Here is a 14,088-nt window from a genome sequence, read left to right on the forward strand (position 1 = left end):
ATTTGTAAGGTTTGTAGTAATGACTTCAGTCTTTAAAATTCTTGAATAATCCGAACTAAAGTTATTAGTAGGAACGGTTGATTATGGTTTAATCAAATATGGCTTGGATTTGCGGTAGCCAGCAATCATTCTGTTTCTTTTAAGAACAATCAAGTAAATTAAGGGAATAGCGGTGACGAGGAGAGGGGCAGTCGCACTTGCTGCTAAAACTAAAACTTTTAAGGGTTCGATCGATCCCATCTCATTTGCCAACCTTAAGTACCGTTGAAATACGGCTCCTAAACTGATATAAAATCCAGCGGTTAAAAATGCGATTGCTACAGCATCTTTCTTAAAAAAACCTATTTTAATCTGTTCGTAACTCCTGGCTTTAGCTAAGGTATAAACTACCTTAAAACAACCCAAATTAGTAACCAAAAGCACAAATATCAATGCTATACTCGACGGTAAATAAAAGACTATCAAAAGTCCACAAGCTACAAAGGTCAGGATTGTCAAACTCCTACTCTTCTCAACACCACCTGAAGCACCAACTATAGCTGAAATCACCAAACAAAAAAGTAAAGCGATTTCTTTACCCGTACTATTACCAAAACCACTACCAACAAGTGATGAAAAAGTAGTCGCTGCCAGAAATATTGCTGTAATTCCTAAAGTGGCTCCTAAGATAGATTCAAACCAATTTACAGTTTTATTTACTTTTGTATATAGAGTCTTTTCTTTTTCTGTATAGAGCGTCTTTTCTGCTGCTGCAAAACCCGGAAGTAGGACAGCTATTAACGCGAAAAACATCTGTGGGTCCATCGGGTTGCTTAGCAGCCAACCGACGCAGATAAATACCAACATAAAACTCCCTTTATCTTTAAACAAATATGGCATTTGCTTTGGTTCTGGAAGAGGAGCGGTTTTAACTTCAACCTCAATTTTATGGGTATCTGGATCGGAATTAACGTGGAGTATCATCTGGCGATGATAAATTTTATTTGCTAACAATTTGCTCGTATCTACCGTTATTTTGCACCTGACCTCATTGCCCTCAAATTTCTGCGGTTCAAAGGAGATGCAAGGGTGGTCGTAAGGAGTATGTGGCGGATCGTTCGGGTGCGGTGCTACTTCCCATCGACCTGCTAAAATTGTATCGGGAATAGGGTTGCTAACGGTAACGATTTGTGTTACTTTGTCTCCATATTCTGCGGCGGCGAATTGAATTCGATCGCGCTCAATTCTCACTTTCGGCAACCTGCTGACATCCAAAGATTCTAGCGCAGTTAAAGCATCCGCAGCCGATGGATATCGGTCTTGCAATCTCGGCGCTACCATTGTTTCCAGCCAGTTCATCCAACCACGCTGTAACGGCGGGACTAAATGCCGGAAATGAATGCTATAATTATCATCAATCAAGTTGCCTATTTCCCCCGATTGTGTACCACTTAATAAGCAAATCAGCGTCGCTCCCAAGCCGTAAAGGTCGGATGCTTTTGTTAATTTTCGGTTGAACATTTGTTCGGGTGGCATGAATCCCATCGTGCCTTTGACGACGCTGCTAGCCGCGATATTTCCACCTCCTAGCCGAGCAAAACCGAAGTCTACTAAGTAAACATTTAACTGTTGGTCGATTAACAAGTTTTCCGGTTTGATGTCGCGGTGAATTATCGGCGGTTTCTGAGCTTGCAGGTAAACTAAAATCTCTAAAGTGGCGATCGCAATTTGTTTGATATCCGGCGGCGAAAAAGTCCGGGCGACAGCAGATTCGGCATTTTTGTATTCCTGCACCATGCAGAAACCGCTGTCAGTCTGGAAAGAATCGAGATAGCGTGGAATGCCAGGAAGATCCAGATTTTGCAAAACTTTAATTTCTTGTTCGTAAGCTTCGTATTCGGTCCAGCTAGCACCTAATTGAGCAAATTGAAATTGCTTAATTACAACGGATTTTTTTGTGTGAATTTTTGTAGCGAGATAGGTGACGCGGCCGCCCAAACTGTTGTATCCGAGTTCGCTACTTATTTGATAGCCATGTTGGGAAAAGTCAGGAAAAGCGTTCATAGGTAATTACTATGGTTGGTAGTAAGGACTTTAGTCCTGAAGACGTTATCTTATAAGGACTAAAGTCCTTACTACGAAGGAAACGATCGCTATTACTAACATAACTTTTTTGAAAAAAGGTGGCAAGTGCGGTATGATGTGATTTCGCGATCGGTTCTAGCGGGGAGCAGTCGCTAGAGGAAACGGGGAAAGTTCGGTGCAAGTCCGGCGCTGTCCCGCAACTGTAATGAAACCGTTGTGGTTTCTCAAGTCAGAATGCCCGCCGATATCTAACTCACTTTTGAACGCATCTGCGAGGTACGGATGATGGATGGAATTAACACGGCTGTACGCACAAAGCACAGTCTACTTGTTTGCACTGCTTGCGCTAGTGTTTGGAAAAACGGCAAGCGCGAAGGCAAAAGCGGCGGTCAACAATTCATGGAAAATTTGTCGCAACTCGCTAAAGATTGGGAGTTTTCTGATAAGTTTGAGATTCAAGAGGTTGAGTGCATGAGTGCTTGCAGTCACTCTTGTGCGGTGTGTTTTGCTGCTGTTGGAAAGTACACTTATCTGTTTGGCGATTTACCAGCAAATGAGTCGGAAAGCGTCGAGGCGGTACTCGAATGCGCGGGTCAATACTATGCTAAACCGGACGGTTTGTTGCCTTGGTCTGAGCGTCCTCAAGCTCTGAAAAAAGGCGTTTTGGCGAAGATTCCACCGCTACCAAATTAGATAGGTTTGTAGTAAGAACTTTAGTTTTTTCCCTTTCGTTCCTAGGAAGAGCCTGGTAACGCATATGCAGAGGCTCTGCCTCGTATTAAAAGCGCTCCTTTATTCCAGCGAGGCAGAGCCTCTACATCGGTATTCCCCGGCAGAGCCTCGGAACAAGATATCCCACTACCAAATAAGCACAAAATTATCAATGCACAAAATCCCTGTTACTGTCATCACTGGTTTTCTCGGTAGCGGAAAAACTACCTTAATTCGCCACTTATTGCAAAATAATCAAGGTCGCCGCATTGCTGTTCTGGTTAACGAATTTGGCGAAATCGGAATTGACGGAGAATTGCTGCGCGATTGCCAAGTTTGCGACAAAGAAGAAGAGGTCAGCAGCAATATTGTAGAACTAACAAATGGTTGTCTTTGCTGCACTGTTCAAGAGGAATTCTTGCCGACTATGCAGGAATTATTGAAGCGCAGAGAACAAATTGATTGTATCTTAATTGAGACTTCGGGTCTCGCACTTCCTAAACCTTTGATTCAAGCTTTTCGCTGGCCGGAAATTCGCACCGGTGCTACTGTAGACGGTGTTGTTGCTGTTGTCGATTGCGAAGCTATTGCTAGCGGTACTTTTGTCGGTGATATCGATGCTTTGATGGCACAGCGACAGGCTGATTCTAGTTTAGATCACGAAACTCCGATCGAGGAATTGTTTGAAGACCAGTTAGCCTGTGCCGATATGGTACTTTTAACGAAGGTCGATCGCGTAGATGCGGAAACTCACAAGAAAGTCCAAAGCTGGTTGCAGCAAGAGTTGCGTCCCGAGTGTGAAAATTGTGCCTTGCAAAGGTGGCGAAATTAACCCCGATGTGCTCATGGGATTTAATGCCGCAGTTGAGGACGATTTGGAGTCTCGCCCCAGTCACCACGACACTGAGGAGGAGCACGAGCACGATGATGATATTAACTCGACTTTCTTTATTGCCGATCGCGAATTTGAACCTGAAGCTTTGGTGAAAAAACTGCAATCCTTGATGCAGCAGGAGGAAATCTATCGGATTAAAGGGTTTGTGGCGGTTCCCAAGAAACCGATGAGGATGGTGTTGCAAGGTGTGGGCTCGCGCATAGAATATTTTTACGATCGCCCCTGGCAACCTTCCGAACTCCGCCAAACCAAATTAGTGCTGATCGGTCGAGAGTTAGAGCGCGATCGAATTGCAGCTATGATTAACAATTAATTGTCATCTGAGAGGGGCGGGTATATCGATATTTTGAATTGCAGCAAATATTATTGGTAAAACTCGCCCCTACAAGCTCTGACGAACAATTTATTAACATTCTTTAATATTGTGGGCGCTGCCAGCAAGTCTGGTGTAGAATAGCGATAATGGTTATCATTGTACAATAATCGAGGTCAAGTATGGTGACTGCTGGGGCGATCGAATCAGTTCCTGTTACCGTTCTCACGGGTTATCTCGGCGCAGGCAAAACTACGCTACTGAACCGCATTTTAACACAGGAACACGGCAAAAAAGTTGCAGTCATCGTCAACGAATTCGGCGAAGTCGGCATCGACAACCAACTGATAATTGATGCCGATGAAGAAATTTTTGAGATGAATAACGGCTGCATTTGCTGTACAGTCAGAGGCGATTTAATTCGGATTATCGGCAACTTAATGAAGCGGCGAGACAAATTCGACCACATAGTCATCGAAACCACAGGTTTAGCCGACCCCGCACCCGTAATTCAAACATTTTTTGTAGACGAAGATATGCGGGACAAATTGCTGCTAGACGCAGTTGTCACCGTAGTCGATGCCAAGCACATCTGGCAGCACTGGGACGCAGACGAAGCTCAAGAACAAATTGCCTTCGCTGATGTAGTTTTGGTCAACAAAACTGATTTAGTAACTGACGAAGAATTGGCAGAGTTAGAAAAGCGGATTCGCGCGATGAATGCAATGGCCAAAATTTACCGTACCCGCAACGCTGAATTAGCAATGGATGCTTTGTTGGGCGTCAAAGCATTTGATTTGAACCGGGCATTAGAAATCGAACCCGACTTTTTGGGCGAACACACTCACGAACACGACGAAAGTGTTACCTCAGTAGCCATAGTAGAATCCGGCGCCATTGATCGCAATAAATTTAGCGATTGGATGGAGGAATTGTTGCGAACTCAAGGCCCGAATATATTTCGGACAAAAGGCATTTTGAATGTCGCCGGAGACAACCAGCGATTTGTTTTCCAAGGAGTACATATGGTGTTTGATGGCCGACCAGATAGACCTTGGAAAGCTACAGAAACTCCGAAAAACGAGCTTGTATTTATCGGTCGCGACTTAAACGAAAATCAATTGCGAGACGATTTTCGGAAATGTCTGGTTTAACTGACATATTGAAGCATTTTTAATAAGCCTTTTAGGAACAGTCAAGATGCCTGTTCCACAAGAATAAAATTCATTTCTTGTGGAACGGAACAGGCAAGATGCCTGTTCCACAGGAATAAAATTCATTTCTTGTGGAACGGGCATCTTGCCCGTTATTAAGAAGATTGCAACATTTCAGATTCAATAAATATGGCTAACAAAAAGACAAATAAAAGTGAACAAACCCTGCAATTTCACGCTAAAGAAATGCTGTCTGACTACGTAACTGCTGTTACGTGGTCGCCGGATGGTACAACTTTAGCAGTCTGTTCTGCTGCAGGCGAAGTGATGCTGGCGGCAGTAGGGCCCGTTAATGAATTGTCCTTGCAAACGCTACAAACTGCCACGGGTAAATCAGCCGATTGCTTGTCTTTTTCCCGCGACAGTCAATTCCTAGCGGCTGGCGGACAAGATGGAAAAGTGCAAATTTGGCGCACCGATTCTGGGGAATTAATTGCTGATTTGGATAACCAGCGCGTCTGGGTTGATAAGTTAGCTTGGAGTCCCAACTGCAACCAGTTAGCTTTCAGTATGGGCCGCTACGTTCAAGTCTGGAATGCTGAGGAGAATGTTGTTGAAGTAACGCTGAATTTCGACTCATCATCTATCTTAGATTTAGCATGGCATCCTATGGTTCAATATCTGGCAGTTAGCGGCTATCAAGGCGTCAAAGTTTGGCATGGTGAAGACTGGGACGAAGACCCGGAAATTTTATCAGTACCCTCCGCAACAGGTGCAGTTTCTTGGTCGCCACAAGGGGAATATTTAGCTTGTGGCAATATGGACAATACTCTAATTGTTAATGAATGGGGCAATTTTGAACCCTGGGTAATGCAGGGTTTTCCGGGGAAAGTTCGGGAGTTAGCTTGGTCGGATAAAACTAATTCCTTGGGTGCGTCTTTGTTAGCCGCGGCGAGTTCCGAAGGCATTTCAGTGTGGGAAAAACACGCTGATGAAAGTGTGGGTTGGGATTCTTGGGGGTTAGAAGTGCATGAAAAAGTTGTAAATGCGATCGCGTTTCAACCTAACACATTTTTATTAGCTTCCGCAGCCGCAGACGGTCAAGTTTGTTTGTGGTCTGAAGCAGAACAATTGCTGCAAATTCTAGAAGGTGCAGAGGGCGGTTTTTCTTGTCTCGCATGGCATCCCGCAGGCCAGTTTCTCGCCGCTGGCGGCTGTGGTGGCGAATTGCTGGTTTGGTCATAAATCTATGCGCGGCAAAGAGTTCAGGGGGTGCTAAGTTGGTAGTAGGGCGATCGCACCAGGTTGACCAAAACATAAACCATTGAAAACTTGGTCTTGACAAAATACTAGATTACAATAGCATTTTAGTGGCTGGACTATCCTCAAAGGCGATCGACAATTATCACCCAACAGCAATTTCTCGAACAACTCCATAGTATTCTCGACCAAAACAACCTGCTGAAACACCCGTTCTACCAAATGTGGAACGAAGGTAAGCTCGACCTCGCAATCGCACAACAGATAGAGTGCGTCCAGGACTGTTATCCTCTCTTCCTGGTCAAAATTCCTTGACTGGGACTGAACAGCAAAGCCCCTAAAAATAACCCAAAAATAACTAATACAATTGCCGCCCCAGACGGCATATTAAAATAATAGCTGAGATACATACCAGTCACGCTAGCTGTAATCCCAATAATTGCTCCCAATCCCATCATTAAATGTAGCTCTTTTACCAACAAATACGCCGTTATTCCCGGCCCGATTAACAGAGAAATTACTAACAGCGCCCCCACAGTTTGCAAACTCGCAACAATCGTCAGCGTAATCGCCGAAATCATCCCCAAATAAATCCAGTTTACAGGCAAACCGGACGCTTGCGCCCCCAGCGGATCAAAAGTATAAAAGAGCAATTCTTTGTAAAGGAGTTTAACCGCTACCAAAATAATCAAAGTTATGACAAAAGTCTGCTGCACGTCAGCAGGTGCAACTGACAAGATATTCCCGAACAAAAACCCGTCTAAATCTAATTTGGTTGTCCGCAACAGGCTAATTAGGGTGACGCTAATTGCTAAAAAAGTAGATAAAATTAATGCCATCACAGCATCAATTTTTAAACGAGATTGGGATTGAATCCACGCCATAATTACCGCGCTGATAATTCCCGATATAAACGCGCCGATCGAAATATTGAAACCTAAAGAAAAAGCTACTGGCAATCCTGCTAATACTGAATGGGCAATCATGTCAACCATCATTCCCATTTGCTGTACAATTAAATAGGAGCCCACAACGGCGCAGAGAATTCCTAGCAAAATGCCGACGGCGATCGCATTTCGCATGAACTCGAATTTGAGTGGCTCAATTAGTAGGTTTAACATTGAATTAGGCCAATAATAGGATTTTTTCAACTACAATCAACTGCACAGGGGGGACGCCCGTGCCACAATCAACTGCACAGGCGGGACGCCCGTGCCACAATCAATTTTAAAGATAAATCTTTTTTTGCTTACGCTGAAACTAAACTTAAATCGTATCCATAGGCTTTTTGAATATTGGCTGCGGTGAGCACTTCCCGGCAGGAACCAGTTGCAATTAACTGCTTATTTAGCAATAATAAATGGTCGTACTGTTTTAAAGTTTCGCCTAAATCGTGGCTAATTACTAGCAATGTTTTATTTTCAGCTTTTAGTTCGGCAAAAATATCGAAAATAATCTCTTCTGTTGCTTTGTCGATCGCGTTAAAAGGTTCGTCGAAGAAGAATAAATCGGCTTGTTGGGCGATCGACCTTGCTAAGAAAATCCGCTGCTGCTGCCCGCCAGACAGTTCGCCAATTTGCCGATCGCGCAAATCCCACATTCCCACCCGCAGCAAAGCAGCTTTGACCAATTCTTGGGACTGCTTCGAGGGCGATCGAAACCAACCAGTCTGGACAGTTCGCGCCATCATCACCGCATTCCACACCGTAATCGGATAATCCCAGTCAATTTGCGATCGCTGCGGCACATAAGCCACCCGCGACAACTGTTGCTTCAGCAACCGCCCCTGATATTTCACCAAACCCCGACAGGTGGGGATCAATCCCAGCATCGCTTTCACCATCGTGCTTTTCCCCGCGCCGTTGGGGCCGAACACACCGGTTAATTGTCCGGGATCTAACTGGAAATTCACACTGCTGAGGGCCGCAATTCCGCGATAATTGACAGCCAAGTCTTGCACTTCTAGCATAATTAGAGATTTTGAGAACGATTCTTGTTCGTAGCTACTAGAATAGGATAACTCGAAAAAGCAATAACGATTATCGTTCCAAAGGTGAAAATGTTAAAGAACTTGGCTGGAAAAACCCGCAGATTGTGGGGTACGGCTGTTTTGGCCATTGGCTGCGGAGTGGTTGCGTGCAGTGGAGGACAGAACGCAAGCAATGGAGCGCCACAGAGTCCCGCCACAACTCAAACTCAAGCCAGTCCTGGCGGCAACTTGCCCAAAGTCGTCGCCACGACTGGCGTTATCTGCGACCTAACTAAAGAAATAGCTCAAAGTTCGATCGACACCACCTGTCTGATCAAGCCGGGAGACGACCCTCACGCCTATCAAACCAAGCCGGAAGACCGCAAAGCGATTGAAACAGCAAATCTGATTTTATACGGTGGCTACAACCACGAACCCAGCATCATTAAGTTAATTCAATCCAGCAGTAATTCCGCGCCCAAAATCGCCGTCCACGAACTCGCCGTTCCCAAACCGCTGATGGGCGAACACGAGCACGAACATGGTGAAGAGAAAGCGGAAAACAAATCCCACGCAGAAGGCGAAAAAGTCCCTGACCCTCACGTTTGGCATAATCCTCAAAATGGCCGGCGCATGGTAGAAACAATTCGCGATGAATTGATCAAAGTTTCCCCCAACAATGCTCAACTTTATACAAAAAATGCAGCAACCTTAACAGATGAGTTGCAAAAAATAGATACTTGGATAAAAGCTCAGATTGCGACTATTCCCGCAGAAAAACGCAAGTTAGTAACAACTCACGATGCTTTGAGTTACTATGCCGATGCTTACGGTTTGGAGATTGCTGGAGCTTTGCAGGGTGTGACGACAGAGGAACAGCCCACCGCAGCAAGAATTGCCGAATTATCCTCAGAAATTAAGACCGCAGGAGTGCCGACAATTTTTGCCGAAACTACAACTAATCCGAAGTTGATGGAGACTGTGGCGAGGGAGGCAAATGTCGAAATTTCCGACAAGGAACTTTACAGCGACGAGTTGGGCGGCCCCGGCACGGGTGCTGATACATATCAGGGAATGCTGAAAAATAATACTTGCGCGATTATTTCTGGCCTCGGTGGTAATTGTACTTCCTTTGCAGGAGAAACTGCACCAAATCCCAAACCAGAGAATTTCTAAAGTGCAGCAAGCACCTTACATTTGCGGGGTACACCGCAAAACGCAGCGCTCCCAATCGCAGGGGTTTTCGATTGCAAACGCTGCGTTTGCAGCGATGACTTTAAGGTGAATTTTGCTCCTCGGTACTGGGGGGTTTTTGGCCAATTCCCAATTGCTTCTTAGAGGACTTTAAGTCTTTCCAAAGCATCTTAATATCTTTATAGGCTTTCTCAGCGCTAATTTTCCCCCCTGTTTCCAGCGAGCAAATATAAGTTATTTTCTGAGCAAACTCCTGCAAGTTGGCATTAAACGCCAAGTTTTCTGGCGTGAAATCACCGTAGTAGCGATTGCGAGGATGTAAAAAATCTTCCCGCTCTTTCATTGCCGCCTCCTAATTAAACTTTTGGTCTTCAGCTTTTGGTTCGGTCTCTGTTTTTAATAGCACTATTGGTACTCAGTATCGCGGCGCTAACTTGCTTCTATTGTATGGCGTAAGTAGCAATTGTGCTTTTTCGCTCTGTATTGAGTCTATTAATGCAATCTTAACCTTAATTTAGCCTTATTTTAACTTTTATTTAACCTAAAAGCACAAAAAGGGGAAATGCCCTGTTCGCATCTCCCTTTCGATATATTTTAGAGTAGTTGATTAATCTTTTTTGAAGCCGAATATTTATTTGTGGCATTCGCAGCCGGTGTGGCCACAGCCGCTGCCGTTGGGGTGGCCGTCAGCGCAAGCACTGGAACAGTATGTTTTGCCGTCTTTTTCAATGGCTTCGCTGACGTTGACAACGCACGAGCATGAAGGACAGGCACATTTTGTTTGGGTGGCGGTAGTCATTTTAAATTCTCCTGGTGGGGTTGTTTGTCTCTACTAATATCTGAACATATATTCAGGTATTAGTCAAGGAATGTAAAAGTTTTGTTACAAAAGGTTTGTCGATCGCACTAAAATGAAAATGAGAATTAAAACCAGGCGGGAAAAGATGTCACCTAAGTCTGCTGTTAATGGAGCGATAAGTCAGCCTCGCGAACAAAACGATACACCAACGTGCGATCCATCGCACCTAGTTGACTGTTGGCGGGCCGGGGACATCCAAACACAAGTTCTCAACACCGCAAAAGCCCAGCGGATGGCAGAGTTTTTCAGCCTTTTGGGAGATGCGAATCGCCTGCGGTTGCTATCTGTATTGGCAAAACAAGAACTGTGCGTGTGTGACTTGGCTGCGGCGTTGAGTATGAGCGAATCCGCAGTATCGCATCAGTTGCGGGCATTGCGGGCGATGCGGTTGGTAAGTTACCGCAAGGTTGGGAGACAAGTTTTTTATAGTTTACTCGATCGCCACGTTTTTGAACTTTACCAAGCAGTCGCCGAACACTTAGACGAAGAATAATCTTTTGGGCCTTGGGCAGTAGGCATGGGTAATGGATTTAAAATTTTGTAGGGGCTGGCTTTACCAATAATCTCGGCCTAAGACCAATAATCTGGTAAACCCGCCCCCACCTAACTAGATATTAATCTTTGACGGTGTGACCTGTCACCACAACCGCCTGTTTAATTGATTCTTCAGAAGCTTGAGCCTCAACCGTAACAGTCTTAGCTGCGACATCCACATTGACCGTAGCATCGGAGTCAACAGTTTTGATGGCTTTGGTAATTGTATCGCCACAGCCGGAACAGACGATCGAGGGAACGTTAAGTAGTATTGCCATAAGTCAGCAAAATTTCGTAGATGACAGTATTATTTTTTATTTTAATCTAAATTCGTGAAACACGCGCTTTTCCCGATTTCGGCAGGGGTTTAAACCCCCTGCCTCAAAGCTCAATTCGGTTAAAACCGGCTTGAGAGTTTGACGTTAAAAGTTATACGTTATTTCCTACCAATATCACTTCCAACTTAATACCTGTGAAGGCAAATTAATCTCCGGTATGCACCGCCCAACGGCGGCGGCTACAGGCCGCAAACTCGCAACTAAATCTACCATATCTGGCAAAGAAAGAGCTTGCCGCGCGTCAGAAACCGATTTTTCTGGTTGCGGGTGACACTCAATAATCAATCCGTCTGCACCGCAAGCAACCGCTGCTTTGGCTAGTGGTGCGACTAATTCTCGCTTGCCGACGGCGTGAGAAGGGTCTACGATTACTGGCAAATGAGTTAACTGTTTCAGCGCTACGACTGCACCTAAATCTAATACGTTTCGCGTGTAATTGTCGAAGCTGCGGATGCCTCTTTCGCAGAGAACTACATGAGGATTTCCGTGACTGAGAATGTATTCGGCGGCCATCACAAATTCTTCGATTGTGGCTGACAAGCCGCGTTTTAGCAGAACGGGTTTTCCGGCTTGACCGATCGCCTTTAGTAACTCGAAGTTTTGCATATTCCGACTGCCTAGTTGCAGCATATCAGCATAGGTGACAACTGGTTCGATTTGGGCGATCGACATTACCTCTGTCACGACGGGTAAACCGTAACGCCGGCTGACATCGGCTAAAATTTCCAGTCCCTCAATTCCCATCCCTTGAAAAGCATAGGGAGAAGTGCGGGGTTTGTAGACTCCGCCTCGCAAAGCTTGCACGGAGGCGGAGGATAGTTGGCGGGCGACTGTTTCCATTTGTGCGGAACTTTCGACGGTACAGGGGCCGCCGATGATTAATAATTCTTCGCCGCCGACTGAGACTGTTTCTGAGAGTTTGACAATTGTTTGGTGTTCGGGATGAGATTTGGTTACGAGTTTGGCTTCTAGCATGAGGGCATTCTCCGGGAAATTTAAGTGGGTGGTTGACAACAAAAAACCCGGAACTTTTAGGAGTTCCGGGTTGGTGCGAAAAGACAGCGCGACAATTTACCCAGAACTTTGGTTGGGCCAAAAATAAAAGCCGTAATACCAGTTACTGAATAATGTCATTGCTGTTTTCGCTTGTACTGGATTGGTTGTTGGGAAAAGAACTAGAAACAACAAAACCGCAGGTGTTAATCTGCGGTTCGCCCGGATGTTCACAGTGAATTATAAATTCACTCCGGGCGAACTTAGGGATACCAAAAATAAAAATAGCTGTTGGCTGTGAACATAGGTGAAGTGCTGCGCTTTGTGGATTAAACACAATACTATTCGACAAGCTAGCACAGGGAGAGGGGGATGTCAAGTTATTTTTTATCAAATGTTGGGAAACGGTAATGCCCATTGGTGTCATCAAATTAAGCCGACTATCTGCCAGTCCGCGAGTCCGCCAGGGAATGAATTCCACGGGGCTTATAGCGAAAGTCCTCGCTATGAGGACTCAGAAGCCGACTATCTGCCAGTCCGCGAGTCCGCCAGGGAATGAATTCCACGGGGCTTATAGCGAAAGTCCTCGCTATGAGGACTCAGAAAAAGATTTTTAAACTGATTAAGCTGTCGCGCATTTAAATTGCATATTCGAGGCGGGCGGGACGCCCACCCCACTCATTGTTTGATTGTTTTTTAACAGACAATTTAAATGCCGCAACAACTTAGTCCTCTTCAGAGGACTTTCGCTTTGAGGCAGGGGTTTCAACCCCTGACGGACTATGGGTTTTACCTTAAGTTGAAACCAATGCGCCTTGCGGTTTCCCTACTATGATGTTAATCCCAGCCGAAATCTCGATCGCACAATTCGGCTAGTCTTTGGTTGTGCGATCGAAAATATGCTCTCAATTGCTCGTATACTGTCTCGCTGATGGGGGGATATTGGGTGGCGTTGTACTTTTCGTAGGTTTGTAGTTGCTGGGGCGGTAAGTCTAAAAATTCGAGGACGGTGTTGAGGATTTCCGATGGGTTGCTATACAAGTCTTCGCTTTTGAGGATTAAAAGTTGTGATTTGGGAAAAAGTTTCATCCAGGCTGGGAGTTGATCGGCGTAAATGCCGCGGGTTAGATAGCTGTGGTGTTGGTGTTCGTAACTATAATATTTGGGGTTGGCTAGGAGTTTTTCTATTTCGCCTTTGAGTCTTTCGGGCTCGGCGGCGATCGCGTCTTCTAATGAGAGAGTTTCGTAGCCTATTTTGATATAGTAATAATAGTGGGAAATTGCCCGTTCTACGGGGTTTCTCAGCAGGGCGATTATTTTAACTTGGGGACAGAAATCATAAATTCGCTGGGGAACGTGCGGGTGAAATATGTAGTAAGGACTGGCTTCTCCGGTTATTTTGTGGGAACCGTTTTCGGGCTGGGGAAATTGGGCATAGTACCAGTCTGGGCTTTTGTCGAAGTTTAAGTCAAAATAATGTACTTCTTTTTCGGTGGCGGGGGCGATTTGGGGATGTTGGATTAGGTAATTGTACAGAGATGTTGTGCCGCCTTTTTGGGCACCGATGATGATGAAGTCTGGGGGTTTGGGAGTTTGTTTCATGGGTTGTATGTTTTATATTTGGCACTTGTACTGACAGTGTGCCGGAGGGTAAAATGGAAAGTCGATCGCACTTGGAGGCATTACGGAAATGCGATCGCACTTGGAGGCATTACGGAAATTCGATCGCCCGATTTAGACTCGATCGCACTGATAAGCCTAACCACTCGATCGCCCGATCTTGATTGTAGATTCCGGTGGTTGA

General features: G+C 45.2%; 14 protein-coding genes, 2 pseudogenes and 1 riboswitch. Of the genes and pseudogenes, 7 read left to right on the plus strand and 9 right to left on the minus strand.

What is annotated here, in order from left to right:
* Positions 1 to 81 precede the first annotated feature (81 nt).
* A complete protein-coding gene (locus D0A34_12540; GenBank protein UNU19586.1) occupies positions 82 to 2,043 on the minus strand; it encodes a serine/threonine protein kinase in 1,962 nt (653 codons plus the stop codon).
* A gap of 134 nt (positions 2,044 to 2,177) precedes the next feature.
* Positions 2,178 to 2,325: riboswitch (cobalamin riboswitch) on the plus strand.
* Between the two features lie 24 nt (positions 2,326 to 2,349).
* Between D0A34_12540 and D0A34_12545 the strand changes: the two genes are divergently transcribed.
* From D0A34_12545 to D0A34_12565, 5 genes and pseudogenes are all read left to right on the plus strand, one after another.
* Positions 2,350 to 2,757 carry a DUF1636 domain-containing protein gene (locus tag D0A34_12545; protein UNU19587.1) on the plus strand — a complete coding sequence of 136 codons (408 nt, stop codon included), beginning with the start codon at positions 2,350 to 2,352 and terminating at the stop codon, positions 2,755 to 2,757.
* Positions 2,758 to 2,947: 190 nt separating this feature from the next.
* Positions 2,948 to 3,983: pseudogene (gene cobW / locus D0A34_12550) on the plus strand (cobalamin biosynthesis protein CobW).
* Between the two features lie 182 nt (positions 3,984 to 4,165).
* Positions 4,166 to 5,137: a GTP-binding protein gene (locus D0A34_12555; protein ID UNU19588.1), complete on the plus strand. Its 972-nt coding sequence runs from the start codon at positions 4,166 to 4,168 to the stop codon at positions 5,135 to 5,137.
* 189 nt (positions 5,138 to 5,326) lie between these two features.
* Positions 5,327 to 6,382, plus strand: coding sequence for a hypothetical protein (locus D0A34_12560; protein UNU19589.1), 1,056 nt, complete (start codon positions 5,327 to 5,329; stop codon positions 6,380 to 6,382).
* A 159-nt stretch (positions 6,383 to 6,541) separates the two neighbouring features.
* Positions 6,542 to 6,658, plus strand: a pseudogene (locus tag D0A34_12565) (TenA family transcriptional regulator).
* Between the two features lie 23 nt (positions 6,659 to 6,681).
* Here the strand turns inward: D0A34_12565 and D0A34_12570 are convergent.
* Together D0A34_12570 and D0A34_12575 are read right to left on the minus strand one after the other, a co-directional pair.
* Positions 6,682 to 7,518, minus strand: a complete 837-nt coding sequence (locus D0A34_12570; protein ID UNU19590.1) for a metal ABC transporter permease — start codon at positions 7,516 to 7,518, stop codon at positions 6,682 to 6,684.
* A gap of 128 nt (positions 7,519 to 7,646) precedes the next feature.
* Positions 7,647 to 8,366 (minus strand): metal ABC transporter ATP-binding protein, encoded by a 720-nt coding sequence (locus D0A34_12575; protein ID UNU19591.1) that lies wholly within the window; start codon positions 8,364 to 8,366, stop codon positions 7,647 to 7,649.
* A gap of 90 nt (positions 8,367 to 8,456) precedes the next feature.
* Between D0A34_12575 and D0A34_12580 the strand changes: the two genes are divergently transcribed.
* Entirely contained in the window at positions 8,457 to 9,542 is a 1,086-nt protein-coding gene (locus D0A34_12580) for a metal ABC transporter substrate-binding protein (protein UNU19592.1), read from the plus strand.
* Positions 9,543 to 9,642: 100 nt separating this feature from the next.
* On the opposite strand, the gene D0A34_12585 is transcribed toward D0A34_12580, so the two are convergent.
* Both D0A34_12585 and D0A34_12590 read right to left on the minus strand, forming a co-directional pair.
* A complete protein-coding gene (locus D0A34_12585) occupies positions 9,643 to 9,903 on the minus strand; it encodes a hypothetical protein (GenBank protein UNU19593.1) in 261 nt (86 codons plus the stop codon).
* A gap of 288 nt (positions 9,904 to 10,191) precedes the next feature.
* Complete coding sequence (locus D0A34_12590) at positions 10,192 to 10,359, minus strand: metallothionein (GenBank protein UNU19594.1); 168 nt, start codon at positions 10,357 to 10,359, stop codon at positions 10,192 to 10,194.
* A gap of 145 nt (positions 10,360 to 10,504) precedes the next feature.
* Here D0A34_12590 and D0A34_12595 point away from each other — a divergent pair, with 145 nt between their 5' ends.
* Positions 10,505 to 10,912 carry a transcriptional regulator gene (locus D0A34_12595; GenBank protein ID UNU22272.1) on the plus strand — a complete coding sequence of 136 codons (408 nt, stop codon included), beginning with the start codon at positions 10,505 to 10,507 and terminating at the stop codon, positions 10,910 to 10,912.
* A gap of 121 nt (positions 10,913 to 11,033) precedes the next feature.
* Here D0A34_12595 and D0A34_12600 read toward each other — a convergent pair whose 3' ends face one another.
* The 4 genes from D0A34_12600 to D0A34_12615 form a co-directional block, all read right to left on the minus strand.
* Positions 11,034 to 11,231, minus strand: a complete 198-nt coding sequence (locus D0A34_12600; GenBank protein ID UNU19595.1) for a copper chaperone — start codon at positions 11,229 to 11,231, stop codon at positions 11,034 to 11,036.
* A 174-nt stretch (positions 11,232 to 11,405) separates the two neighbouring features.
* A complete protein-coding gene (aroF, locus tag D0A34_12605; GenBank protein ID UNU19596.1) occupies positions 11,406 to 12,266 on the minus strand; it encodes a 3-deoxy-7-phosphoheptulonate synthase in 861 nt (286 codons plus the stop codon).
* A 142-nt stretch (positions 12,267 to 12,408) separates the two neighbouring features.
* Positions 12,409 to 12,765: a hypothetical protein gene (locus D0A34_12610; protein ID UNU19597.1), complete on the minus strand. Its 357-nt coding sequence runs from the start codon at positions 12,763 to 12,765 to the stop codon at positions 12,409 to 12,411.
* 356 nt (positions 12,766 to 13,121) lie between these two features.
* Entirely contained in the window at positions 13,122 to 13,886 is a 765-nt protein-coding gene (locus D0A34_12615) for a sulfotransferase (GenBank protein ID UNU19598.1), read from the minus strand.
* Positions 13,887 to 14,088 lie beyond the last annotated feature (202 nt).

The sequence above is a fragment of the Microcoleus vaginatus PCC 9802 genome, from assembly GCA_022701275.1.
In the GTDB taxonomy this organism is placed as follows: Bacteria; Cyanobacteriota; Cyanobacteriia; order Cyanobacteriales; family Microcoleaceae; genus Microcoleus; species Microcoleus vaginatus_A.